At 72.8% G+C, this 22,826-nt stretch carries 20 protein-coding genes; 12 read left to right on the top strand and 8 right to left on the bottom strand.

The features are described from left to right. The first annotated feature begins 8 nt into the window (after positions 1-8). Together EI169_RS15640 and EI169_RS15635 are read left to right on the top strand one after the other, a co-directional pair. On the top strand, positions 9-1,004 hold the full coding sequence (locus tag EI169_RS15640; RefSeq protein WP_125133142.1) for a DnaJ C-terminal domain-containing protein: 996 nt from the start codon (positions 9-11) through the stop codon (positions 1,002-1,004). Positions 1,005-1,039: 35 nt separating this feature from the next. After that, complete coding sequence (locus EI169_RS15635; protein ID WP_125133141.1) at positions 1,040-1,492, top strand: MerR family transcriptional regulator; 453 nt, start codon at positions 1,040-1,042, stop codon at positions 1,490-1,492. Positions 1,493-1,514: 22 nt separating this feature from the next. On the opposite strand, the gene EI169_RS15630 is transcribed toward EI169_RS15635, so the two are convergent. Next, entirely contained in the window at positions 1,515-2,111 is a 597-nt protein-coding gene (locus tag EI169_RS15630; RefSeq protein WP_125133140.1) for a hypothetical protein, read from the bottom strand. Between the two features lie 119 nt (positions 2,112-2,230). Between EI169_RS15630 and EI169_RS15625 the strand changes: the two genes are divergently transcribed. The 4 genes from EI169_RS15625 to EI169_RS15610 all read left to right on the top strand — a co-directional run bounded on the left by EI169_RS15625 (position 2,231) and on the right by EI169_RS15610 (position 8,586). Beyond that, positions 2,231-3,958, top strand: coding sequence for an ABC transporter ATP-binding protein (locus EI169_RS15625; protein ID WP_125133139.1), 1,728 nt, complete (start codon positions 2,231-2,233; stop codon positions 3,956-3,958). Further along, positions 3,955-5,994 carry an ABC transporter ATP-binding protein gene (locus EI169_RS15620; RefSeq protein ID WP_125133138.1) on the top strand — a complete coding sequence of 680 codons (2,040 nt, stop codon included), beginning with the start codon at positions 3,955-3,957 and terminating at the stop codon, positions 5,992-5,994. The genes EI169_RS15625 and EI169_RS15620 overlap by 4 nt, the downstream gene beginning before the upstream one ends. Positions 5,995-6,116: 122 nt before the next feature. Next, positions 6,117-7,325, top strand: a complete 1,209-nt coding sequence (locus EI169_RS15615) for a glycosyltransferase (RefSeq protein WP_240640496.1) — start codon at positions 6,117-6,119, stop codon at positions 7,323-7,325. Position 7,326: 1 nt separating this feature from the next. Then, a complete protein-coding gene (locus tag EI169_RS15610) occupies positions 7,327-8,586 on the top strand; it encodes a glycosyltransferase (protein ID WP_125133137.1) in 1,260 nt (419 codons plus the stop codon). Here the strand turns inward: EI169_RS15610 and EI169_RS15605 are convergent. Together EI169_RS15605 and EI169_RS15600 are read right to left on the bottom strand one after the other, a co-directional pair. Next, positions 8,570-8,935, bottom strand: a complete 366-nt coding sequence (locus EI169_RS15605) for a hypothetical protein (protein WP_125133136.1) — start codon at positions 8,933-8,935, stop codon at positions 8,570-8,572. The genes EI169_RS15610 and EI169_RS15605 overlap by 17 nt on opposite strands. Positions 8,936-9,000: 65 nt before the next feature. Beyond that, a complete protein-coding gene (locus EI169_RS15600; protein WP_125133135.1) occupies positions 9,001-9,297 on the bottom strand; it encodes a hypothetical protein in 297 nt (98 codons plus the stop codon). A gap of 88 nt (positions 9,298-9,385) precedes the next feature. On the opposite strand from EI169_RS15600, the gene EI169_RS15595 reads away from it, so the two are divergent. The 3 genes from EI169_RS15595 to EI169_RS15585 all read left to right on the top strand — a co-directional run bounded on the left by EI169_RS15595 (position 9,386) and on the right by EI169_RS15585 (position 13,560). After that, positions 9,386-10,369 carry a helix-turn-helix domain-containing protein gene (locus tag EI169_RS15595; RefSeq protein WP_125133134.1) on the top strand — a complete coding sequence of 328 codons (984 nt, stop codon included), beginning with the start codon at positions 9,386-9,388 and terminating at the stop codon, positions 10,367-10,369. A 104-nt stretch (positions 10,370-10,473) separates the two neighbouring features. Then, positions 10,474-12,678: an AAA family ATPase gene (locus EI169_RS15590; protein ID WP_125133133.1), complete on the top strand. Its 2,205-nt coding sequence runs from the start codon at positions 10,474-10,476 to the stop codon at positions 12,676-12,678. Between the two features lie 36 nt (positions 12,679-12,714). Next, complete coding sequence (locus EI169_RS15585) at positions 12,715-13,560, top strand: UbiA family prenyltransferase (RefSeq protein ID WP_240640495.1); 846 nt, start codon at positions 12,715-12,717, stop codon at positions 13,558-13,560. Between the two features lie 125 nt (positions 13,561-13,685). Here the strand turns inward: EI169_RS15585 and EI169_RS15580 are convergent, their stop codons facing one another. From EI169_RS15580 to EI169_RS15565, 4 genes are all read right to left on the bottom strand, one after another. Continuing rightward, a complete protein-coding gene (locus tag EI169_RS15580; RefSeq protein WP_125133132.1) occupies positions 13,686-14,810 on the bottom strand; it encodes an FAD-dependent monooxygenase in 1,125 nt (374 codons plus the stop codon). Then, complete coding sequence (locus EI169_RS15575; protein ID WP_125133131.1) at positions 14,803-15,501, bottom strand: methyltransferase domain-containing protein; 699 nt, start codon at positions 15,499-15,501, stop codon at positions 14,803-14,805. Before EI169_RS15575 ends, EI169_RS15580 begins: the two co-directional genes overlap by 8 nt. Continuing rightward, positions 15,498-16,679: a 3-oxoacyl-[acyl-carrier-protein] synthase III C-terminal domain-containing protein gene (locus EI169_RS15570; RefSeq protein WP_125133130.1), complete on the bottom strand. Its 1,182-nt coding sequence runs from the start codon at positions 16,677-16,679 to the stop codon at positions 15,498-15,500. Before EI169_RS15570 ends, EI169_RS15575 begins: the two co-directional genes overlap by 4 nt. A 417-nt stretch (positions 16,680-17,096) precedes the next feature. Then, the gene (locus EI169_RS15565) at positions 17,097-18,431 is read right to left on the bottom strand and encodes an MFS transporter (protein ID WP_125133129.1); all 1,335 of its coding nucleotides are present in this window, start codon (positions 18,429-18,431) and stop codon (positions 17,097-17,099) included. Between the two features lie 57 nt (positions 18,432-18,488). Between EI169_RS15565 and EI169_RS15560 the strand changes: the two genes are divergently transcribed. Together EI169_RS15560 and EI169_RS15555 are read left to right on the top strand one after the other, a co-directional pair. Next, positions 18,489-19,016, top strand: a complete 528-nt coding sequence (locus EI169_RS15560) for a winged helix-turn-helix domain-containing protein (protein ID WP_125133128.1) — start codon at positions 18,489-18,491, stop codon at positions 19,014-19,016. Positions 19,017-19,101: 85 nt separating this feature from the next. Beyond that, a complete protein-coding gene (locus EI169_RS15555) occupies positions 19,102-19,482 on the top strand; it encodes a VOC family protein (protein WP_125133127.1) in 381 nt (126 codons plus the stop codon). Here EI169_RS15555 and EI169_RS15550 read toward each other — a convergent pair. Further along, positions 19,469-20,860: a glucose-6-phosphate dehydrogenase gene (locus tag EI169_RS15550; RefSeq protein ID WP_125133126.1), complete on the bottom strand. Its 1,392-nt coding sequence runs from the start codon at positions 20,858-20,860 to the stop codon at positions 19,469-19,471. The genes EI169_RS15555 and EI169_RS15550 overlap by 14 nt on opposite strands. Positions 20,861-20,920: 60 nt before the next feature. On the opposite strand from EI169_RS15550, the gene EI169_RS15545 reads away from it, so the two are divergent. Continuing rightward, complete coding sequence (locus EI169_RS15545) at positions 20,921-22,714, top strand: glycoside hydrolase family 15 protein (protein ID WP_125133125.1); 1,794 nt, start codon at positions 20,921-20,923, stop codon at positions 22,712-22,714. Positions 22,715-22,826 lie beyond the last annotated feature (112 nt).

The following is a 22,826-nucleotide window of genomic DNA, read 5'->3' as shown; positions in this document are numbered from 1 at the left end:
GAGAGCGCATGGCGAGTCAGGACTGGTTCGACAAGGACTTCTACAAGGTCCTCGGTGTCGACAAGGACGTCTCGGAAGCCGATCTGAAGAAGACGTACCGCAAGCTCGCCCGCAAGTATCACCCCGATTCGAACCCCGGCGATGCCCAGGCCGAGGCGACCTTCAAGGAGATCAGCGAGGCGTACGCGGTGCTCAGCGACCCCGAACAGCGCGCCGAGTACGACCAGATCCGCGCGATGGGCTCGGGCGCCCGCTTCACGGCGGGCGGTGAGGGCGCGGGCGGGTTCGAGGACGTGTTCAGCATGTTCGGGCAGGGCGGCCGCGGTGGTCGCACGCGCACGAGCACGAGTGGGTTCGACGACTTCTTCTCGGTGTTCGACCAGGGTGGCGGGGGCTTCGGCTCCGGTCGCTTCGGCCAGCCCAGCGGCGGATTCCGCGGCTTCGGCGGCCCGCAGCGGGGGGCGGATGTCACGGCCCGCACGACGATCGACTTCGCCACGGCGACCCAGGGCGAGACGATCACGTTGCAGGGCGAGGACGGCAAGCCGTTCAAGGTCAAGATCCCGGCCGGTGTCTCGGACGGGCAGAAGATCCGCCTCCGAGGCCGCGGACGCCCATCGCCCGACGGCGGCGAGCCCGGCGACATCGTCGTGCAGGTGCAGGTTCGGCCGCATCCGGTGTTCACGCGCGACGGTCTGAACCTGCGCGTGACGGTGCCGGTCACCTTCACCGAGGCCGCCCTCGGCGCGACGATCGAGGTGCCGACCCTGGGCGGAGAGCCCGTCAAGCTGCGGGTCGCCCCCGGCACCCCGTCGGGACGCGTGCTGCGGGTGAAGGGCCGCGGCGTGCACACGTCGAAGGGCACGGGCGACCTCCTCGCCGAGGTGCAGGTCGTCGTGCCGTCGCACCTCGACGACGCCGCACGGGAGGCGCTCGAGCGCTTCCACGACGTGGAGCCGAAGGAGAACCCGCGCGCCGACCTGCTGTCCAAGGCGCGCGGCTGAGGAAGGCGCGCGAGGCGCGGAGGAGGTGACGACGAATGGCTGACGACGAGATCGACGAGGACGCCCCGATCTTCGCGATCGCGGTGGCCGCCGAGCTGTCGAACATGCACCCGCAGACGCTGCGGCAGTACGACCGGCTCGGCCTCGTCGTGCCCGCGCGCACGCAGGGCGGCTCCCGCCGCTACTCCGCGCGCCACGTGGAGCAGCTGCGCGAGGTCGCCCGCCTGTCGAGCGAGGGCATGAGCCTCCCCGCGATCGCGCGGCTCCTCGCGCTGGAGGAGCGCGTGCACGCGCTGTCGCGCCGCGTCAGCGACCTCGAGCGCCAGCTCCTGGCCGAGCGCGAGAGCCGGCCCGGCGCGCGCGTGTTCGCCGCCGGCCCGAGCGGCGGCGTCATCCCGCTCCGCCACGGCGTGCGCGTGCGCCGCGCGACCGACATCGTGCTGTGGCGTCCGCGGCAGCTGCCGCCCCGCGACGACACCGGCGACTGACGCCGCGCGCCGGCGATCCCGCTCAGGCGGGGTCGATGCGCAGGATCGTGGGCGACTCGCCGACGGCGAGGTCGTCGACGACCCGGATGCTGCGGGCGATCGCCTCGACGGCGGGCAGCACCGTGCCGACCCGCTCGCGGTCGGAGCACACCGCCGTCACCGTGACGAGGTGCGTGCCGGTGTCCCACGTGTAGGTCGCGAACGGCGGCGTCCGCGGATCCTTCGGCAGGTCCATGACCAGCTTCTCGCCGACGCCGAGGTGGGGGTTGCGGAAGTCCTCGGTGTCGTCGAACTCCATCGGCATCATCGCGCGCGCCGTGCGCAGCTGCGGCGTGAGCTCCTGCAGCTGGGCCATCACCACGACGAGCTCGGGATCGTCCTTCCACACCCACACGAGCACGCGCCCGTCCGCGCGGCGCAGGAGCAGCGGCGTCGCCTGGCTGAGCGCCCAGGCGAGCACTCCGCCGCCACGACCGGCCGACTCGGGCGCGATCGCGCGCCCGGCCTGGCCCAGCAGCATCCGGATCGCGGCCTTGCGGTGCCGCCGCCCGCGCCAGCCGAGCGATCCGGTGACGGGCACCCACGCGGCGGGGTCGGCGTCGGCCTGAAGACGAGGCATGGCGCCCAGGCTACGGGTACGCCCTGAGCGTACGTCGATGGCCGGTGTCGGCGGCGCGTGCCAAGGTGTAGTTCGCGGTGCCGCGCCGCCCGCTCACTCCGCCGTCCGTGGGAGATCCCGTGCTCGTCAAACTCCTCGCCCGCTACCTCGCGAAGTACCGCTGGCTCCTCGTGGGCGTGCTGGTCTTCCAGTTCGCCTCGGCCATGGCCTCGCTGTACCTGCCGCGCCTGAACGCCGACATCATAAACAACGGCGTCGCGCGGGGCGACACCGCCTACATCTGGTCGCAGGGCTCGATCATGCTCATGATCTCGCTCGGCCAGATCGTCGCCGCCGTGATCGCCACCTACTTCGCCGCCCGCGCCTCCATGGGCGCCGGACGCGATATCCGCGGCGACGTGTTCGAGAAGGTCAGCGCGTTCTCCGAGCGCGAGGTGTCGCAATTCGGCCCCGGCTCGCTCATCACCCGCAACACGAACGACGTCCAGCAGGTGCAGATGCTCGCGATGATGTCCGCGACGATGCTCGTGAGCGCGCCGCTCCTCGCGATCGGCGGCATCATCATGGCGCTGCAGCAGGACCTCGGGCTCAGCTGGCTCATCGGCGTCTCGGTGCCGACGCTGCTGATCCTCGCCGGCATCATCGTCAGCCGCATGGTGCCGCTGTTCCGCAGCTATCAGGGCAAGCTCGACGGCGTGAACCGCGTGATGCGCGAGCAGCTCACCGGCGTCCGCGTCGTGCGCGCGTTCGTGCGGGAAGACATCGAGGAGGAGCGGTTCCGCGGCGCGAACACCGACATCATGGTCGTGGGCCGCAAGGTCGGGTCGCTGTTCGTCCTGCTCTTCCCGCTCGTGATGCTCGTGCTCAACGTCACGATCGTCGGTGTCATCTGGTTCGGCGGCATCGAGGTCGACAACGGCTCGGTCGAGATCGGCACGCTGTTCGCCTTCATCCAGTACGTCGGCCTCATCCTCGGCGGCGTGATGATGGCGAGCTTCATGACGATCATGATCCCGCGCGCCGCGGTGTCGGCCGAGCGCATCGGCGAGGTGCTCGCGAGCGAGTCGACCCTGGTCCCGCCGACCGCGCCGGTCGACCGCTTCCCCACGCCCGGGGCGGTGGCGTTCGACGACGTCTCCTTCATCTACCCCGGCGCCGAGTCCCCCGTCATCGCGGGCATCACGTTCGACGCCCGCCCGGGCGAGACCGTCGCGATCGTGGGGTCGACCGGTGCCGGCAAGACGACGCTCGTCTCTCTCATCCCGCGCCTGTTCGACACCACCGGCGGCGCGGTGCGCGTGGGCGGCGTCGACGTGCGCCAGGCCGACCTCGAGGCGCTGTGGAAGCGGATCGGGCTCGTGCCGCAGCGTCCGTTCCTCTTCAGCGGCACGGTCGCCTCGAACCTGCGCTTCGGGCGCGAGGAGGCCACCGACGACGAGCTGTGGCAGGCGCTCGAGATCGCGCAGGGGCGAGACTTCGTCGAGCGGATGGAGGGGGGCCTTCAGGCGCGCATCGCCCAGGGCGGCACGAACGTGTCGGGCGGTCAGCGGCAGCGCCTCGCGATCGCGCGCGCGATCGTGCACCGGCCCGAAGTGCTCGTGTTCGACGACTCGTTCTCGGCCCTCGACCTGACCACGGACGCCCGTCTGAGACAGGCGCTGTGGCGAGAGCTGCCGGAGGTGACGAAGATCGTCGTCGCGCAGCGCGTCTCCACGATCACCGGAGCCGACCGCATCGTCGTGCTCGAGGGCGGCCGCATGGTCGGCGTCGGCACGCACGAGCAGCTGCTCGAGACCAACGAGACGTACCGCGAGATCGTGGAGTCCCAGCTGGGGGTGGAGGCATGAGCACGCCCGATGCACTGACCGAGGAGGAGCGCGCCGAGCTCGAACTGGCGGAGCAGGCGCGACAGACCTCCGGCAGCTGGGACAGCGTGGCGCCCGGCAAGGCGGCCGACTTCGGCGCGAGCTTCCGGCGCCTGATCGGCCTGCTGCGGCCCTACGCGGGCTCGTTCACGGTCGTCTCGATCCTCGGCGCCCTCGGCGTCGTGCTGTCGGTGCTCGCACCGCGCGTGCTCGGCGAGGCGACCAACATCATCTTCGAGGGCGTCGTCTCGCGCGCCGTGGGCGGGCAGTTCCCGCCGGGCACCACGCAGGAGCAGGTCGTGGAGGCGCTGCGTGCGGGCGGTCAGGACGACTTCGCCAACATCGTCGCGGCGATGCAGAACTTCCAACCCGGCGCGGGCATCGACTTCGCCGCGCTGCGCACCGTGATCCTCATCGTGCTGCTCATCTACATCGGCTCGTCGCTGCTGTCGTGGATCCAGGGCTACGTCATCAACGTGATCATGGTCCGCACGATGTGGCGGCTGCGCGAAGACGTCGAGGCGAAGGTCAACCGGCTGCCGCTGTCGTACTTCGACAAAGTGCAGCGCGGAGAGCTGATCTCCCGCGTCACGAACGACATCGACAACATCACGCAGACGATGCAGCAGTCGCTCTCGAGCGCCCTGACGTCGGTGCTGACCGTCATCGGCGTGCTCGTGCTGATGTTCACGATCTCGTGGCAGCTCGCGCTCGTCGCCCTCGTGTCCCTGCCGCTCATGGCGGTCATCTTCGGCGTCATCGGGCCCCGCTCGCAGAAGGCGTTCGGCACGCAGTGGAAGAAGGTCGGCCGACTCAACGCCCGCGTGGAGGAGTCGTTCTCCGGTCACGCGCTCGTGAAGGTCTACGGCCGCCAGCAGGACGCGCGCGAGAAGTTCGCGGCCGAGAACGACGAGCTGTTCGAGGCGTCCTTCAAGGCGCAGTTCCTGTCGGGGATCATCATGCCGGGCATGATGTTCGTCGGGAACCTGACCTACGTCGGCATCGCCGTGCTCGGCGGCCTCATGGTCGCGGCCGGCCAGATCCGCCTCGGCGACGTGCAGGCCTTCATCCAGTACTCGCAGCAGTTCACGCAGCCGCTGTCGCAGCTGGGAGGCATGGCCGCGGTCGTGCAGTCGGGCACCGCGTCGGCCGAGCGGGTGTTCGCGCTGCTCGACGCCGAGGAGCAGGAGCCGGATGCCGCCGACGCGCCGCGCCCGTCGGGCGGTCGCGGTGTCATCGAGTTCGAGCATGTGCGCTTCTCGTACTCGCCCGACCGGCCGCTCATCACCGACCTGTCGTTCCGGGTCGAGCCCGGCCAGACCGTCGCCATCGTCGGGCCGACCGGCGCCGGCAAGACGACGCTCGTGAACCTCATCATGCGCTTCTACGAGCTCGACGGCGGGCGGATCCTCCTCGACGGGCAGGACATCGCCGACATGCGCCGTGCCGACGTGCGCTCGCGCACCGGCATGGTGCTGCAGGACCCGTGGCTGTTCGCGGGCAGCATCCGCGACAACATCCGCTACGGACGCGAGTCGGCCACCGACGAGGAGATCGTCGAGGCGGCCGTGGCCACGCGCGTCGACCAGTTCGTGCGTTCGCTGCCCGAGGGCTACGACACCGTCCTCGACGAGGACGCGGCGAACGTGTCGGCGGGTGAGAAGCAGCTCATCACGATCGCGCGCGCGTTCGTCGCGCAGCCGTCGGTGCTCATCCTCGACGAGGCCACGTCATCGGTCGACACGCGCACGGAGCTGCTGCTGCAGCACGCGATGGCGGCGCTGCGCGAAGGACGCACGTCGTTCGTGATCGCCCACCGCCTCTCGACGATCCGCGACGCCGACCTCATCCTCGTGATGGAGCACGGCGACATCGTGGAGAAGGGCACGCACGACGAGCTCATCGCCGCGAAGGGCGCGTACTGGCGCCTGTACCAGTCGCAGTTCGAGCAGGCCGCCGGCGAGGCGGCGGTCGCGCCCGAGGGCGCCGCATCCGGAGAGGGCGTGCCCGCCCGCTGAGAGCGCATCGCCGCGGCGCCCGGGGGCATTCCCGGGCCGCCGCGGGGCGCTCGGGTACAGTAGGTGCGCGCATGCACCGCACCGTGCGACCCACCCCGCCGCACAGATAGGCAGCCACTTCCGTGACCACCCCCGCGACGCCTGACGAGCATCCCCCCGCCGCGCGCCCGCTCACGATCGTCATGGGCTGCGACACGTTCGCACCCGACATCAACGGTGCGGCGCGTTTCGCCGAGCGCCTCGCCGCCGGCCTGGCCGCCCGCGGGCACGACGTACACGTCATGGCGCCGAACACCCGCTACCGCAAGGCGCCGCCCGCGACGGAGATCATCGAGGGCGTCCCGGTGACCGTGCACCGGCTCCCGTCGGTGCGCTGGCCTCCGCACGACTGGCTGCGCTTCGTGTGGCCGTGGCGGTCCAAGCACTACGCGCGCGAGGTGCTCGACAGCGTGCGGCCCGACGTCGTCCACATCCAGTCGCACATCGTGATCGGTCGCGGGCTCGCCCGCGAGGCGCGCAAGCGCGGCATCCCGATCGTCGCGACCAACCACGTGATGGCCGAGAACATCCTCGACTTCACGACCCTCCCGCCGCTGCTGGACAAGGTGTTCGTGCGGGCAGCGTGGGCCGACGCGCAGCGCACGTTCCGCATGACGCGCGCGGTCACGACGCCCACGCGCAAGGCGGCCGACTTCCTCGAGGCGACGATCGACATCCACGACGTCATCCCCGTCAGCTGCGGCATCGACCGCCGGAACTACACGCCCGACCTCACGCCCCGCGACGCCAATCGCATCCTCTTCGTCGGGCGCCTGACGACGGAGAAGGGCATCGACGTCGTGCTGCGCGCACTCGCGAAGCTCGACCCGGCGCTGAACGCGACGTTCGACATCGTCGGCGGCGGCGACCAGCGCCGCAACCTCGAGCAGCTGGCCGACCAGCTCGGCGTCGGCGGGCGCGTCACGTTCCACGGCCATGCGTCGGAGGAGGACCTGCGGGCGTTGTACACGCGGGCGAGCGTGTTCGCGATCGCCTCGATCGCCGAGCTGCAGTCGATCGCGACCATGGAGGCGATGGCCTCGGGTCTGCCGGTCGTCGCGGCGGATGCGGTGGCCCTGCCGCACCTCGTCCACGACGGCGAGAACGGCTACCTGTTCGAGCCCGGCAACGTCGACCAGCTCGCGGCGCGTCTCACCGACGTGCTCACCGCGTCGCCCGAGGAACGGCTGCGGATGCAGCAGGCCTCGCTCGACGGCGTGATCGTGCACGACATCGAGCGCACCCTCGACACGTTCGAGGCGCTGTACCGCGGCGAACCGCTGCCGGAGTAGCGTGCACGTCGTCTTCTTCGGCGACCAGCACGTCGAATCCGCCGGCGGTGCGCAGGTGTCGATGCGCCTGCAGCGGCGGTACCTGGAACGCGCCGGTCACACCGTGACGGTCGTCGCACCGCGGATGTTCGCGCCGCATCCGTCCGACACGGCCTACATCGATCTGCCGGCGATCCCGATCACGCCCGACCGCGAGTACTCGCTGAGCGTGCCCGGACGCGCCACCGACCGCGCGGTCGACGCGGCGCTCGCCGGCCGTCCGCCCGTCGATCTCGTGCACGTGCAGGCGGACTTCTGGGGCGCCCTCATCGGCCACCGCTTCGCGCGGCGCCACGGCCTCCCGGTCGTGCACACGATGCACAACCGCGTCGACGTCGGCATCGCCGCGACCGCGCCCTTCCCCCGCGCGGTGCTCGCGGTGCTCAACGTGTGGGCGCGGCGGGGCCTGCCGCCGCGGAGGCGGATCGCGTCGCCGGATTCGGATGCAGCGGCCGCGCGCGTTCGAATCCGCGAGCCTCGGCCGAATCCGCGGCGCAGCGCCCGCGACGGATGGGCGTACCTGCGGCGGTTCGCGCAGCTGTCGGACGCCGTGACGGCGCCGTCCGCGCACTTCGCGCGGCGGCTCGAGCAGCACGGCGTCTTCCCGGCCGTGGACGTGGTGTGGAACGGCATCGACGACGCCGTGCTCGAGGACGTCACGAGCGGTGGGGCCGCTTCGCGGCCGCCAGGGCGCCCACGGCTCGTGTGGGCCGGGCGCATGAGCCCCGAGAAGCGCCTGCTGCCCTTCCTCGAGGCCGTGGTGGAGTCGGGCATCGCCGCCGACATCACGGTCATCGGTGGGGGCGGTCAGCTGCGCGCCGCGCGCCGGATCATCGAGCGGGAGCGGCCCGCTGCATCCGTCGAATTCGCCGGCCGGCTGCCGTACGCCGAGACGCTGCGGCGGATCGCGGCGGCGGACGCGATGGTGCAGACTTCGATCGGCTTCGAGACGCAGGGGATGACGGTGTTCGAGGCGGCCTCGCTCGGCACGCCCTCGATCGTGAGCGACCCCGACATCGCGAGCGAGCTCGGCTCGGGGGTGTGGACGCCCGACGACGGGTCGGTGGCAGCGCTCGCGCGCGTGCTCCGGCGGGCGGCGGCGGACATCGTCGCGGGGGACGCGCCGCAACCCGACCCGGGCATCCGCGACGCGTTCCGGCAGTCCTCGCGCACGGCCGCGATGACCGTGGTCTACGAGCGCCTGCTCAGGACGAGAGCGTGAGGACGAGGTTCGTCACCTGTGACGCCGCGATGCCGAGCACGATGACCGCGCCGCCGCCGAGGCCGATGCCCGCGAGTGCGTGCGGGCGGTCCTTGACCACGAGCCCCGCGATGCCGACGATCACCGCGGCGAGGGCGATCAGCCCCTGGACGAGCACGAACACCCCGCTCGTCACGGAGTAGAGCGACAGGTCGCCCGCGGCGTTCGCGATGAGCGACCCCGTGACGCCGGCCGCGATGAACTGCAGCACGACCGCCGCCGCGACGAGGATCGTGGCGGTCAGCCCGAGCGGATTGGCGCGGCGGGCGACCGGCGCGGCGGGGAGATAGGCGGCAGGAGGCGTCGTCACGTCCCTGAGTCTAAGGAGCGGAGCCGCACGGGCGGGCCGCCCGAGGGTGCCCCGGCGCGCGGAATTCAGGCGACACGCCGCGCGCGCAGCGCCGCGGCCGGCGTGTCGCGCCGCTCAGCCTGAATTCTGCGAGCAGCAGCGGCATCGATCGCCGCCCGAGCGGCAGCGGCGTCAGCCACCGCAGCGGCGGCGGCAACGCCCGCGGGGGCGGCGTCGGCAACGCCCGCGGGGGCGGCGGCCGGGCGGTCGGGCGCGCGCAGCACGTCGGTGCGGCACGCGCGGTATCCGTCGCGCAGCACGGCGACGACCGTGCCGACCACGGCGAGGACGGACAGGGCGGCGATGAGGGCGAGAAGGATCATGGCAGAAACGCTACGGTTGTGTGTTTCCGGTCACGAGTGGCAGAATCGCCAGTATCCGAACGAATCCTGCCAAGCCCGAGGAGCAGCCATGCAGACGGTCGCCGTCGTCGTCACGGATGGGTTCGCCCCGTTCGAATTCGGTCTCGCGTGCGAGGCGTTCGGCCTGGACCGCTCAGCGGACGGCGTGCCGAACTTCGACTTCCGCGTCGTGACTCCCGACCCCGACCGGCCCGTCATGTCGAAGATGGGCTTCTCGATGAACGTCGAGCACGACCTCTCCTTCGCGTACGAGGCCGACCTCGTCGTCATCGCGCCGACCCCGCACGAGTACTGGGGCCGCACCGACGAACGCGTGATCGACCTCGTCCGCCGCACCGCGGAGCGCGGCGCGTGGCTGCTGAGCGTCTGCAGCGCGTCGTTCATCCTCGGCCAGGCCGGCGTGCTGGACGGCAAGCGCGCCACGACGCACTGGATGTACGCGAACAAGATGGCGCGCATGTTCCCGCACGTCGAGGTCGATCCTGACGTGCTGTACGTGCAGGAGGGGCGCATCATCACGAGCGCCGGCACCGCGGCCGGGATCGACGCGTGCCTGCACCTGCTGCGGCAGGAGCTCGGCGCCGAGCTGACGAACGTCATCGCGCGGCGCATGGTCGTGCCGCCGCAGCGTGACGGCGGACAGGCGCAGTTCATCGCCCGGCCGCTGCCCGTGGCCGCCTCGATGTCGCTGGCTCCGGTCGGCGACTGGATGCTCGCGAACCTCCGCGAAGACCTCTCCGTCGAGCAGCTCGCGGCCAAGGCGCACATGTCGCCGCGCACGTTCGCGCGTCGCTTCAAGGCGGATTTCGGCGCGACGCCGGCCGCATGGCTGGCCCGCCAGCGCATCCTGCACGCGCAGCGGCTGCTCGAGGAGACTGACCTGGGGCTCGACCGCGTCGCCGAGGAGAGCGGGTTCGGCTCGGCGGCGGTGCTGCGGCAGAACTTCGCGCGCACGCTCGGCCTCACCCCGACGGCGTATCGCGCGCGCTTCGCGTGCACCCCCGCAGCCGAGGCCGCTGCATCCGCGGCCTGAGGGGGGTCGAGCGGACCCTGGTGCGCGCGACCGTGCGGTGCTAAACTTGAGCCAATACCGCTCAAGTTTTCTGGTCAGAGCGGATGCAGACTTCAGGAGAACGAATGAACGCCACCCAGCAGCCCGGACAGGAGGAGTCGCAGAGCGCCCTCGAGCAGTTCGGCATCAACCTCACCGACCGCGCGCGTCAGGGCAAGCTCGACCCCGTCATCGGACGCGACAGCGAGATCCGGCGCGTCAGCCAGGTGCTCACGCGCCGCACCAAGAACAACCCCGTCCTCATCGGCGAGCCCGGCGTCGGCAAGACGGCCGTCGTCGAAGGGCTCGCCCAGCGCATCGTCGCGGGCGACGTCGCCGAGAGCCTCAAGGGCAAGGAGCTCGTCTCCCTCGACATCTCCGCGCTCGTGGCGGGTGCCATGTACCGCGGCCAGTTCGAGGAGCGCCTCAAGAGCGTGCTCAAGGAGATCACCGAGTCCGACGGGCGCATCATCACCTTCATCGACGAGCTGCACGTGCTCATGGGCGCGGGCGGCGGCGAGGGATCGGTCGCGGCCTCCAACATGCTCAAGCCCATGCTCGCCCGCGGCGAGCTGCGCCTGATCGGCGCGACGACCCTCGACGAGTACCGCGAGTTCATCGAGAAGGACGCCGCCCTCGAGCGCCGCTTCCAGCAGGTGTACGTGGGGGAGCCGTCGGTCGAAGACACCGTCGCGATCCTGCGCGGCCTCAAGGAGCGCTACGAGGCGCACCACAAGGTCGCGATCGCGGATGCGGCGCTCGTGGCCGCGGCCGCCCTCTCCAACCGATACCTCCCCGCGCGTCAGCTGCCCGACAAGGCCATCGACCTGATCGACGAGGCCGCGTCGCGCCTGCGCATGGAGATCGACTCCGCCCCGCTGGAGATCGACGAGCTGCGTCGGCACGTGGACCGGCTGAAGCTCGAGGAGCTCGCGCTGAAGAAGGAGAAGGACGACGCGTCGAAGGAGCGCCTCGCCGCGCTGCGCGAGCAGCTCGCGAGCGAGCAGGCCCGCCTGGACGACCTGCAGGCGCGGTGGGACCGCGAGCGCGCGTCGCTCAACCGCGTCGGCGAGCTGAAGACGCGCCTGGACTCCGCGCGCGTCGAGGCCGAGCGGGCGCAGCGCGAGGGCAACCTCGAGAAGGCCTCGCGCCTGCTGTACGCCGAGATCCCAGCGCTCGAGCGCGAGCTCATGGTCGCCGAGGCCGCGGAGACCTCCGACGACCGCATGGTCAACGACCAGGTGACCGACGAGGACATCGCCGCCGTCATCGCGGCGTGGACCGGCATCCCGGTCGGCCGGCTGCTCCAGGGCGAGACCGAGAAGCTGCTGCATCTCGAGTCGGAGCTCGGCAAGCGCCTCATCGGGCAGAAGGACGCGGTGAAGGCCGTGTCCGACGCGATCCGTCGCTCCCGTGCGGGCATCAGCGACCCGGGTCGCCCCGTCGGCTCGTTCCTGTTCCTCGGTCCGACGGGCGTCGGCAAGACCGAGCTCGCCAAGGCGCTCGCCGAGTTCCTCTTCGACGACGAGCACGCGATGGTGCGCATCGACATGTCCGAGTACGGCGAGAAGCACTCCGTGTCGCGGCTGGTCGGCGCCCCTCCCGGCTACATCGGCTACGAGCAGGGCGGTCAGCTGACCGAGGCCGTGCGTCGTCGCCCGTACAGCGTCGTGCTCCTGGACGAGGTCGAGAAGGCGCATCCGGAGGTCTTCGACGTGCTGCTGCAGGTCATGGACGACGGACGCCTCACCGACGGGCAGGGCCGCACGGTCGACTTCACGAACGTGATCCTGATCCTGACGTCGAACCTCGGCTCGCCGATCCTGATCGACCCGACGCTGTCGATCGATCAGAAGCGCGAGCAGGTGCAGGCGCTCGTGCGGCAGGCGTTCAAGCCCGAGTTCGTGAACCGCCTCGACGACATCGTGATCTTCCAGGCGCTCACTGAGGACGACCTCGCGCAGATCGTGGAGCTGTCGGTCGACGCGCTGCAGCGGCGCCTCCGCGAGCGTCGGCTGACCCTCGCCGTCACGCCGGACGCCCGTGCGTGGCTCGCCGAGCGCGGCTACGACCCGGTGTACGGTGCACGCCCGCTCCGCCGCCTCATCCAGTCGGAGATCCAGGACCGCCTCGCGATGGCGCTGCTGGCCGGCGGCGTCCGCGACGGCGACCTCGTGCGGGTGGACGTGGCGCCCGACGGCGCGAGCCTCGCGCTGCGCTCCGACGGCCCCGCGGCCGCGGCCGAGGCGACGGATGACGACGACGTGATCGAGGCCGAGATCGTCGAATAGCCCGGCGCGACGCGCCCCGGCGGGTAGCGTCGAGACGTGAGCGGAGCGGCGACGGTGCGGGGGCTGTGGGGGTCGACGCATCCGGGCCCGACGCTGGTGGTCGCGGCGCTCGCGCTCGCCCTCGGCCTCGCCGCCGGGCTCGACCCGTGGCGGCTCGGGCTGCTGGCCGTCGCCGTGTTCGCCGGGCAGGTGTCGGTCGGCCTCTCCAACGACGCGATCGACGCGCACCGCGACGCCGCGGTCGGCCGGCGCGACAAGCCGCTCGTGGCCGGGCCGGTCACGCCGCGGCTGGCCCTCGCGGTGGCCGTCGGGGCCGTCGTCGTCGCGCTCGCCCTCTCGGCGCCGCTCGGGGTCGGGATGCTGGGCGCCCACGCCGTCGCGCTGGCCTCCGCGTGGGCGTACAACGCGGGGCTGAAGAACACGCCCGTCTCGATCGTGCCGTTCCTCGTGAGCTTCGGCCTGTTCCCCTCGCTCGCGACGCTCTCCGCGATTCCGCCGGCGTGGGCGCCGGCCTGGCAGGCGGCGGCGGGTGCCGCGCTCGGCGCCGCCGTGCACCTGACGAACGTGCTGCCCGACCTGGACGACGACCGCGCGACCGGCGTCCGCGGGCTGCCGCACCGCCTCGGAGTGCGGGCGAGCGCCGTGCTCGCCGCATCCGGGGTCGTCGCCGGCGCCCTGGCCGTACTGCTCGGCTCGTCCGGCGGGCAGCCGGCCGCCGTCGCGCCCGTCGCGTGGGTGTTCTTCGCGGGCGCGCTCGCCGCCGCCGTCGCGACCGTGGGGGTCGTCATCGCGCGGCCGCCCGCGCGCACGGTGTTCCGGCTCGTGATGCTCGCGGCCCTGCTGCTGGCCGCGCAGCTCGTCGCGTCGTCGGCGCTCGCCTGACGGCGGCGCCCGCGCCGCCCGCGCCGCCCGCGCCGCCGAGAGGGCACGCTCGCGGCGAAACCGCTCGCCCGGGCGTGCACGTTCGCCGCGGCGGTGCACTTTCGGCGATTCGCGGATGCGGCGGCTCAGCCGCGGTCGAAGCCCATCGCGTACGCGTGCGCGAGGAGCCGCGCGGCGGGGGTCGCGAGGGCGACGCGCAGGGCGGCCGCCCGCGCGGCATCGACGCGCGGCCCCGCGGGACGCCCGAGCACGGTGTTGGCGACGGCGATGCCGCCCGACACGCGCGACGACGCGAGCCGTCGCCGCTCCCAGCGGGCGAGCTCGGCGTCGGGCGCCGCACCCGTGCGCACCCACGTCGCCAGCAGCGGCGCGAGGGTCGCCGCATCCAGGAGGCCCAGGTTCATGCCCTGGCCGCCGATCGGGCTGACCTCGTGCGCGGTGTCGCCGATCGCGAAGAGCGGCCCGCGCCGCAGCGCCGGCGCGAGGGCACGGCGGATGCGGAACTCCTCCGCGCGCTCGATCCGCGCCGCCTCCTCGTCGAGACCCCGGGCGCCCAGCGCTGCGCGCAGCGCCGCTGTACGCGCGTCGGGCGCGTCGACGTCGGCGCGCACGGCCGCGACGAAGCGGCGCACACCACCGGGGAGCGGAAACGATTCGAGCACGCCGCCGCGGTCGAGGTTCACGACGGCGACGTCGCCGCCGTCGGCGGGCACGTCGGCCATGACGTAGCGGTCGGGGCAGGCGCGCTCGCGTGCGGCACCCGGGCGCCACAGCAGCGCCCGGGCACGAGGGCCCGCGGCGACCACGACGATGCGCGCCTCGACGACGTGCTCGCCGCCGTCGGCGCCGCGCACCCGCACGCTCGGCCGGGCGCCGCCGCGCACCGCGACCGCCTCGCCCCGGAGCGGGACGGGCGCGTCCGTCGCCAGCGCGGCGAACGTTTCGGTCTGGGGCAGCGTGGCCACGAACGGGAAGCGCGCCGACAGGCGGTCGAAGCGGACGGCGCCGAGCAGGCGTCCGCGCGAGCGCGCCTCGCCCACGCCCACGCGGACGGCGGCGGCGAGGAGTCGCTCGGTCGCGCCGGAGGGCTCGAGGGCGGCGAGCACGGGCGCGTGCACGCCGATCGCGCGCGAGCCGACCGCGGCATCCGCGCGACGCTCGATCGCCACGACGTCGACGCCGCGTCGGGCGAGCTCGGCGGCGAGGAGCGTGCCGACCGGGCCCGCGCCGACGATCGCGACGTCAGGCATCGGCCGCCCCGTCCGCGACGGCGAGGAGGCGGAAGGGCGCCGGCTCGCCAACGCGCCACGCGGAGCCGAGGGCGGCGGCCAGCTCGGGCGCGCGGTAGCTGCGGCGGATCGAGCGCAGCCCGTCGGTGCGCAGGAAGGTGCCCGGCGCGAGCGGCGCGATGCCGACGGCGTACAGCGCGTACGCGAGCCGGCCGCGGGCGATGTCGCCGTGCAGCACGCGCGTGCGGGCGAGCTGGCGGGACTCGTGCGCGAAGCGCGCGAGCTCGGCCGCGGACAGGTGGTGGAGCACGTGGTTCGACACGACGATGTCGAACCGCTCACCCGCGCAGAGCAGGTCGGCAGAGTCCGCGCGCACGAAGCGCACCCCGGGCGCGGTGCGCGCGGCGGCGACGTCGCCCGCTCGCGGGTCGGGGTCGGCTCCCGTCCACGCGACGTCGAGGCCGTCGCGGCGGGCGAGCGCGGCCAGGCGCACGACCAGGTCGCCGCCGCCGCATCCGAGGTCCAGGACCCGCGCCGGCCGTCCGAGGGTCGCGAGGGCGGGTGCGAGTTCGCGTCGCCACACCGTGCCCCACCCCGAGATGAGGCGGTTGACCACGCCGAAGCGGCGGTAGGTCGCGGCCAGCAGGCGCGGATCGCAGTCGGGGTCGTCCATGAGCTCAATCAGCGCGACGGCGCGCTCGCGCAGGCTCATGGCGCGACGAGCACCGGCGTCCCGGGCACGACGTCGTCGGCGGGGACGACATCGTCGGCGGATGCGGCGGCCGCGGTGTCGGCGGCGTCCCGCAGCACGAGCCGGGCCGCCTCGACGGTCAGACCCGGACCGAACGCGAGCGTCGCGATGCGCTGACCGTCGGGGCGCGCCGGGTCGGCGAGCATGTCGCGCAGGATGAACAGCAGCGTCGCGCTCGACATGTTGCCGTGCGTGCGCAGCACCTCGCGCGAGGCGGCCAGCGCGGTCGGGTCGAGGTCGAGGCCCGATTCGACGCGGTCCAGGATGCTGCGACCGCCGGGGTGGACGGCCCACGCGTCGACGTCCGACGTGCCGCCGTACACGTCGTCGACGACGCCCGCGATCTCGCGCCCGACGATGCGCGGCACCTCCGCGGTGAGGGTCATCTCGAATCCGGCGTCGCCGGCGGTCCACGTCATGTCGCGCTCGCCCTCGTCGCTCAGCCGCGTCGCGAAGCCGCCGAGCTCCAGCCGCCGGGCCGCGGTGTACGCCGGGTCGGCGGACACGACGGCCGCTGCGGCGCCGTCGGCGAAGATCGACGCCGCCACGATCTGCTCGGGGTCGTCGGAGCTCGTGATGTGCAGCGAGCACAGCTCCGCCGCCGCGACGAGCACGACCGCGGCGGGATCCGACCGCGTGATGCGCGCGGCCATCCGGAGCGCCGGCACCGCCGCCGCGCAGCCGACGAAGCCGAGGTGGTCGCGCTCGACCGACGACGACAGGCCGAGGTCGCGCACGAGCAGGTAGTCGGGGCCGGGGGCGAACACGCCCGTGCACGAGACGGTGACGACGTGGGTGACGGCGTCGCGGCTCACGCCGGCGGCCGCGAGCGCGTCGCGGGCGGCGGCGGCGAACAGCGGTGGCGCGGAGCGGCGGAACTCGTCGTTGCGCGCTCCGGTCGAGGGCGAGAGCAGCAGCGCGCCGTCGCGCACGCGCAGGCCGTCGCCGGCGCCGAGGGCGCCCAGGTCGCCGAGCACGGTGTGGCGGGTGTCGATCGCGGCCGCGTCGAACGCCGCGTCCAGGATGCGGCGCGCCCGGCGGTCGAGTCCGGGCTGGGCGGCGAGCAGATCGCGCACCTCGTCCTGCGTCAGGCGGGTGGCCGGCACGGCGGTGCCGATCCCGAGGATGCTCGCGGTCATGGTCCACTGTAGGCACCGTCCGCTGTGGATGGACTCTGGGCTGGTGCAGCCGGTCGGCGCCCTCTATCGTGCGAGCCTCGCACCCGCCTGCCGTGCGCAACTCAGGCTGAGCGACGGCGTGGCCGGCGGAGTGCCGCAATTTTCCGCGGATGCGGCGGCCCGACGCATCCGGATTGCCTGCGTTGTGCAGGGGGTGACACCGGTGCGGGGGCCGACGTGGGGTCAGGACGGAGCGGTGATCACGGCCCGTGGCGAAGGCGCCGCCCGTCGGCGTCCTCCCGCCGTCACAACTCAGGCTGGATCGCCACCAGGTGTGGCGGGCGTCGCGTGTTTCCGCGGATGCGGCGGGCCGCCGCATCCGGATTGCCTGAGTTGTGCATGGGGGACGCCGCTTCGGGGGCCGAGGCGGAGCCGGGGTCAGTTCATCGCGTCGGGGAGGTCGCGCAGGCGCCAGAACGGCCCGAGCACGACCGGGAGGGCCGACAGCAGGCAGCCGATCGCGCCGATCCACATCGTCGGGACGACGCCGAGCCACGCGCCGAGGCCCCCGGCCGCGAGGGCGGCGAGGGGCATGACGCCCCACACGCAGAACCGGATCGACGCGTTCATGCGGCCGAGGAGCCGCCCGGGTGTCACGCGCTGACGGAAGGTCACCTGCGTGATGTTGTACACGAGCACCGTGAAGCTGATCACGAAGCTCTGCGCGACCAGGAGCGGGAACGCGATCTGCGGCACGCTCGCGGCTACCGGCAGCACGAGCGCGACGAGGCTGAAGCCGATCGCGCTCGCGGGGATCGCGCGTGCCTCGCCGAGCCACCCGACGATGTGCGGCGTGCTGACGGCACCGACGAGCCCGCCGATCGCCCCGAGCGAGAAGATGACGCCCATCGCGGTGGGTGTCAGACCCAGCTCGCGCAGCAGGAAGAGCGGCAGGAGCGTCGTGGAGAGCGTGCTGAACAGGTTCGACACGCCCGTCGTGGCCACGATGCGGCGGAGGAACCGGTTGCTGAAGACCCACCGCACGCCCTCGCCGATCTCGCGGAACAGGGCGCGCTCCTCGTCTCGCGGATGCGGCTCCTCGCGGTCGCGCGTGAGCAGCAGCGCGACGAACGACGCGAGGTAGGTGCCGACGGTGGCGAGGATCGCGAAGGGGGCGGTCAGCGCGCTCACGAGCGCCCCGCCCGCTGCCGGGCCGGCGAGCCCCGCCAGCTGCTGCGTGGACTCCAGCTTGCCGTTGGCCTCGGCGATCTGCCCGGGGCGCACGAGGGAGGGGACGATGCTCTGGTAGGACACGTCGAAGAACACCGTCGCGATGCCCATGACGAGGGCCACCGCGACGAGCTGCCAGATCTGCAGCACCCCGAGCAGCCACAGCACCGGGATCGTCGCGAGGGCGAGGGCGCGCACGAGGTCGGCCACGATCATGACGTGTCGCTTGCGCATGCGGTCGATCCACGCGCCGGCGGGCAGTCCCACGATCAGGAACGCGGCCACCTGCGCCGCCCCCAGGAGGCCGACCTCCCACTCGGACGCGCTCAGCACGAGCACGGCGAGCACGGGGATCGCGAGCTCGGTCACCTGCGCCCCGAACTGGCTGAGCGCCTGGCCTCCCCACAGCGTCAGGAAGTTGCGGTCGCGCCAGAGCGTGGTGCGCTCGAGCGCTGCGGCGTCGCGGGCAGGGGCGGTCGCCGCATCCGCGTCGTCGGCGGGAGGGGGTGAGCCGGCCGCCGAGTCCGGAACCGATTGGGACATGTCGATCAGTGTGTGCGAAGTGATCCGGATCTGTCAATCAGTCGCTACGCTCATAACATGACCGAGCCGACGGACGAGGCCCACGCCGAGGCCGTCGGCCGCGCGCTCAGCTCGCCGTTGCGCCTGCGCATCCTCCGGCTCTGCGCGTTCGACGCCCGCACCAACAAGGAGCTGGCCGAGCTCCTCGCCGTGAACCCCGGCACGATGCTCCACCACGTGCGCACCCTCGTGAACGCCGGGATGCTGGCGCCTCAGGAGGAGCGGGTCGGCGCACGCGGCGCGCGGGAGGTGCCTTACCGGGCGACCGGGCTGTCGTGGCGCACGCACGTCCCGGGTCAGTCGGTCGTGCTCATCGAGACGATGCGCCAGCAGCTTCAGGGCGTCGACCCTGAAGACGTCGACGTCATCTGGATGGGGCTGCGCCTGAACGCCGAGCATCGCGCCGAGCTCGACCGGCGGCTCTACGAGCTCGTGACCGAGTTCAAGGAGCGCGGCCCCGACCCCGACGGCGAGGCCGCGTCGCTGGTCGTGGTGGTGCATCCGGATCTGAACCCGCCGCGCGACACCGATCCGCCGACCGGGTGACGCGGCGGCCTCGACGCCCTGGACACGGCCGCGCACGACGGGCACGATCGAGGCAGGACACGCGAGTCCGCCCCCGGGAGGCATCATGTTCGGTTCCACCGCCGCGTTCAGCGGCTTCTCCGTCGACGACATCGATGCGGCGCGCACGTTCTACCGCGACACCCTGGGCCTGGACGTCCTGGACAACGACATGGGCTTCCTCGAGCTCGTCCTCGGCACCGGCGCGCACGTGCTCGTGTACCCTAAGCCGAACCACGAGCCGGCGAGCTTCACGGTGCTGAACTTTCCCGTCGACGACATCGAGGCCGCCGTCGACGAGCTGAACGCGCGCGGTGTGAACACGAAGATCTACGGGGATGCGGAGTTCCCGACCGACTCGCGCGGCATCATGCGCGAGGGCGGCCCGCTCATCGCGTGGTTCCGTGACCCGGCGGGCAACGTGCTGTCGGTGCTCACGAACGCTTGAGGGTGCCTTCGGGCTGTGCCGGCCACGCGGACGGGCCGTCGCTGCCCGCGGAGTATTCGTCGAGCGGCACCTCCCCGGCGCGCCACGCGTCGATGACCGGCTGCACGATCCGCCAGCACTGCTCGGCAGCGTCGCCGCGCACCGCGAGGGTCGCGTCGCCGTCGAGGAGTCCCGAGAGGACCTCGGCGTAGGCCTTGAGGGCGCCGTCGCCGAGGTCGGCCTCGAGCGACGCGCGCTCGAGCTCGAACGGGTCGTCGCCGCCGTTGAGGTTCAGCTCGAGTGCGACACGGTCGGGCCCGAGCGAGAAGCGCAGCACCGACGGCGTCGTGCTGCCGGTGAGCCCGTCCGGGAGATGCCGGACGGGGCGGAAGCGCACGATCACCTCGCGGTCGGCGTCGTCGAGCGCCTTCCCCGACCGCAGCGTGATCGGCACGCCGCTCCAGCGCTCGGTGCGCACCTCGCACGTCATCTCCGCGAGTGTCTCGGTCTGGTTCGCCGCGTCGACGCCCGGCTCGTCGACGTACGACGGCAGCGCGCGGCCACCGATCGTGCCGGCGGTGTACCGGGCGCGGCGGGACGAGCCGACGGGATCGTCGCCCCACACGTGCGTCGCCCGCAGCACGGCGGCCGTCGCATCCCGGAAGTCCACTTCGCTGAGGGTCGCGGGCGGCTCCATCGCGAGGATCGCGAGCACCTGCAGCAGGTGCGACTGGATCATGTCGACCAGGGCGCCGGCGTGGTCGTAATAGCCCGCGCGGCCCTCGAGCCCGAGCGTCTCGTCGTAGCGGATGAGCACCGACTCGATGTGCTCCGCCGACCACACCGGCTCGATGAGCCGGTTGGCCAAGCGCACGCCGATGAGGTTCAGCGTCGTGGAGCGCCCGAGGAAGTGGTCGATGCGGAACACCTGCGACTCCGGCACGATGCGCTGCAGCGTCTCGTTGAGGGCGTGCGCGCTGGCCTCGTCGCTGCCGAACGGCTTCTCCAGCGCGAGGATCAGCCCCTCGGGGACGTCGATGCGCGTGAGCGCCGCGCAGGCCTTCTCCGCGACGGCCGGCGGCACGGCGAAGTACAGCACGACGCGGCCGGGGGTGTCGGCCAGGAGCGACGCCAGGTCGTGCTCGGCGGTGATGTCGGCCGCGGTGTAGGTCGTGTCCGACACGAGGTCGAACGCCGCGGCGCTGTCGGTCGTCGCGAACGAGGTCCGCACGATCTCGCGCCACTTCTCGTCGGCGATGTCCTCGAGGCCCGCACCGCGTAGCCGGATGCGGCGGCCCGGCTCGCGCGTGAGCAGCTGGCCGAGCGCCGGCAGGAGCAGCCGCGAGGTGAGGTCACCGGATGCGCCGAGGATGAGCAGGGTCGTCGTGTCAGCCGCCATGCCCTCACCCTAAGCACCGTGCGCGAGGATGCTCGGGGGTTGCCATGCGACAATCCGGGGGTGTCACTCCCGATCGAGCGCTACGCCGTGCTCAGCGATTGCCGCAGCGCCGCGCTCGTCTCCGACGACGGCTCCCTCGACTGGCTCTGCCTGCCGCGGTTCGACTCGGCGTCGATCTTCGCCAAACTGCTGGGCGACGACGAGCACGGCTCGTGGTCGCTGCGCCCGGCCGATCCGCAGGCGCGTCCGTCGCGCCGGTACGACGGCGACTCGTTCGTGCTCGTCACGCGCTGGGAGGCCTCGGACGGCGTGGTGGACGTGTACGAGTTCATGCCGCTGCATCCGGAGCGTCAGGGCGTCGTGCGCCGGGTCGTGGGGGTCAGTGGCGCTGTCGAGATGACGAGCGAGCTGCGGCTGCGCTTCGACTACGCGCGGGCGACGCCGTGGGTGCGGCAGATCGGCTCGCACGACATGCCCGTGCTGCGCGCGCTCGCCGGGCCCGACTCGGTCGTCGTGCGCGGACCGCGCCTGCACCCCGACGGCCGGGCGCACCGTGCCGTGTTCGCGGTGGCGGCGGGGGAGACGGTCGACTCGGTGCTGACGTGGGGCGAGGCCTTCCGCGACGCCCCGGATGCGTTCGACGTCGACGACGCGCTCGATCATGCGCGCGGATGGTGGAGCGAATGGGCCGGCCGCGGCGGCATCGACGGCGCGCACCGCGACCTCGCCGTCCGCTCGATGCTCGTTCTCCGCGCGCTCACCCACGCCGACACCGGCGGCATCGTGGCGGCGGCGACGACGTCGCTGCCGGAGGATTTCGGCGGCGCGCGCAACTGGGACTACCGCTACGTGTGGCTGCGCGACGCAGCGCTGACCCTCGAGGCCTACATCGACCACGGCTACCTCGGCGCCGCGCATCGCTGGCGCCGTTGGCTGCTGCGGGCGGTCGCGGGCGACCCCGCCGACGTGCAGGTGCTGTACGGCATCGCCGGCGAGCGCGACCTCTCCGAGCGGGAGCTGCCGCAGCTGCCCGGGTACGACGGGTCGCGCCCGGTGCGCGTGGGCAACGGCGCGGTCGACCAGTACCAGGCGGACGTGCTCGGCGAGGTGCTCGTCGCGCTCGAATCGGCGCGGCTGGCTGGCCTCGACGAGACGCGGTTCTCGTGGGGGCTGCAGCGCGCGCTCGTCGAGCAGGTCGCCGCGAGCATCGACCGCCCCGACAACGGCATCTGGGAGATCCGCGGCGAGCCCCGCATGTTCACGCACTCGCGGGTCATGGTGTGGGCGGCTCTGGACCGCGGCATCCGGGCCGTCGAGGAGCACGGTCTCGAGGGTCCCGCCGACCGGTGGCGCGCCGCCCGCGACGCGGTGCGCCGCCGCATCGAGGAGCGCGCCGTCGACCCCGCCACGGGCGCCTTCCGCCAGCACGAAGACACCGACGAGGTCGACGCGTCGCTCCTGCTCATCCCGACGGTCGGCTTCTGCGCGGCCGATGACCCGCGCATGCGCGCCACGGTCGCTCGCATCGAGCAGACGCTCCTGACCGACGGCTTCGTGCTGCGATACCGGACGCAGACGGGCGTGGACGGACTGGCCGGCACGGAGCATCCGTTCCTCGCGTGCTCGTTCTGGCTCGTGCGCCAGTACGCGGCGATGGGCCGCGGCGACGACGCGCGGGAGCTCATGACGCGGCTGGCCGCGGTGCCGAACGATCTCGGCCTGATGTCGGAGGAGTACGACCCGGCCACCGGCCGCCACGTCGGCAACACGCCTCAGGCGCTGTCGCACCTCGCGCTCGTGGCGGCCGCCGATGCGCTCGCCGGCCGCACCGGCCGGGCCGCCTCCCGCCACTGACCCCTGCCGGCAGCCCAGCCCGCCCCACCTCTCGCCGCTCACGCGCGCAGAATTCAGGCTCAGACGCCGATCCGGGCCCTCGCGCGTGCGAAAGGGCCCGGATCTCCTGAAT

Origin of the sequence: Microbacterium sp. 10M-3C3 (genome assembly GCF_003931875.1) — a bacterium.
Taxonomy (GTDB): Bacteria; Actinomycetota; Actinomycetes; order Actinomycetales; family Microbacteriaceae; genus Microbacterium.
Note: the sequence above shows the minus strand (reverse complement) of the source record. Positions and strands in the feature narration are given on the sequence as shown.

Coding starts and splice junctions, on each gene's coding strand:
- EI169_RS15580 (WP_125133132.1), bottom strand. CDS start 14,810: ATGCCTGACGTCGCGATCGTCGGCGCGGGCCCGGTCGGCACGCTCCTC.
- EI169_RS15640 (WP_125133142.1), top strand. CDS start 9: ATGGCGAGTCAGGACTGGTTCGACAAGGACTTCTACAAGGTCCTCGGT.
- EI169_RS15590 (WP_125133133.1), top strand. CDS start 10,474: ATGAACGCCACCCAGCAGCCCGGACAGGAGGAGTCGCAGAGCGCCCTC.
- EI169_RS15630 (WP_125133140.1), bottom strand. CDS start 2,111: ATGCCTCGTCTTCAGGCCGACGCCGACCCCGCCGCGTGGGTGCCCGTC.
- EI169_RS15550 (WP_125133126.1), bottom strand. CDS start 20,860: ATGGCGGCTGACACGACGACCCTGCTCATCCTCGGCGCATCCGGTGAC.
- EI169_RS15555 (WP_125133127.1), top strand. CDS start 19,102: ATGTTCGGTTCCACCGCCGCGTTCAGCGGCTTCTCCGTCGACGACATC.
- EI169_RS15570 (WP_125133130.1), bottom strand. CDS start 16,679: ATGACCGCGAGCATCCTCGGGATCGGCACCGCCGTGCCGGCCACCCGC.
- EI169_RS15575 (WP_125133131.1), bottom strand. CDS start 15,501: ATGAGCCTGCGCGAGCGCGCCGTCGCGCTGATTGAGCTCATGGACGAC.
- EI169_RS15635 (WP_125133141.1), top strand. CDS start 1,040: ATGGCTGACGACGAGATCGACGAGGACGCCCCGATCTTCGCGATCGCG.
- EI169_RS15620 (WP_125133138.1), top strand. CDS start 3,955: ATGAGCACGCCCGATGCACTGACCGAGGAGGAGCGCGCCGAGCTCGAA.
- EI169_RS15560 (WP_125133128.1), top strand. CDS start 18,489: ATGACCGAGCCGACGGACGAGGCCCACGCCGAGGCCGTCGGCCGCGCG.
- EI169_RS15600 (WP_125133135.1), bottom strand. CDS start 9,297: ATGATCCTTCTCGCCCTCATCGCCGCCCTGTCCGTCCTCGCCGTGGTC.
- EI169_RS15565 (WP_125133129.1), bottom strand. CDS start 18,431: ATGTCCCAATCGGTTCCGGACTCGGCGGCCGGCTCACCCCCTCCCGCC.
- EI169_RS15595 (WP_125133134.1), top strand. CDS start 9,386: ATGCAGACGGTCGCCGTCGTCGTCACGGATGGGTTCGCCCCGTTCGAA.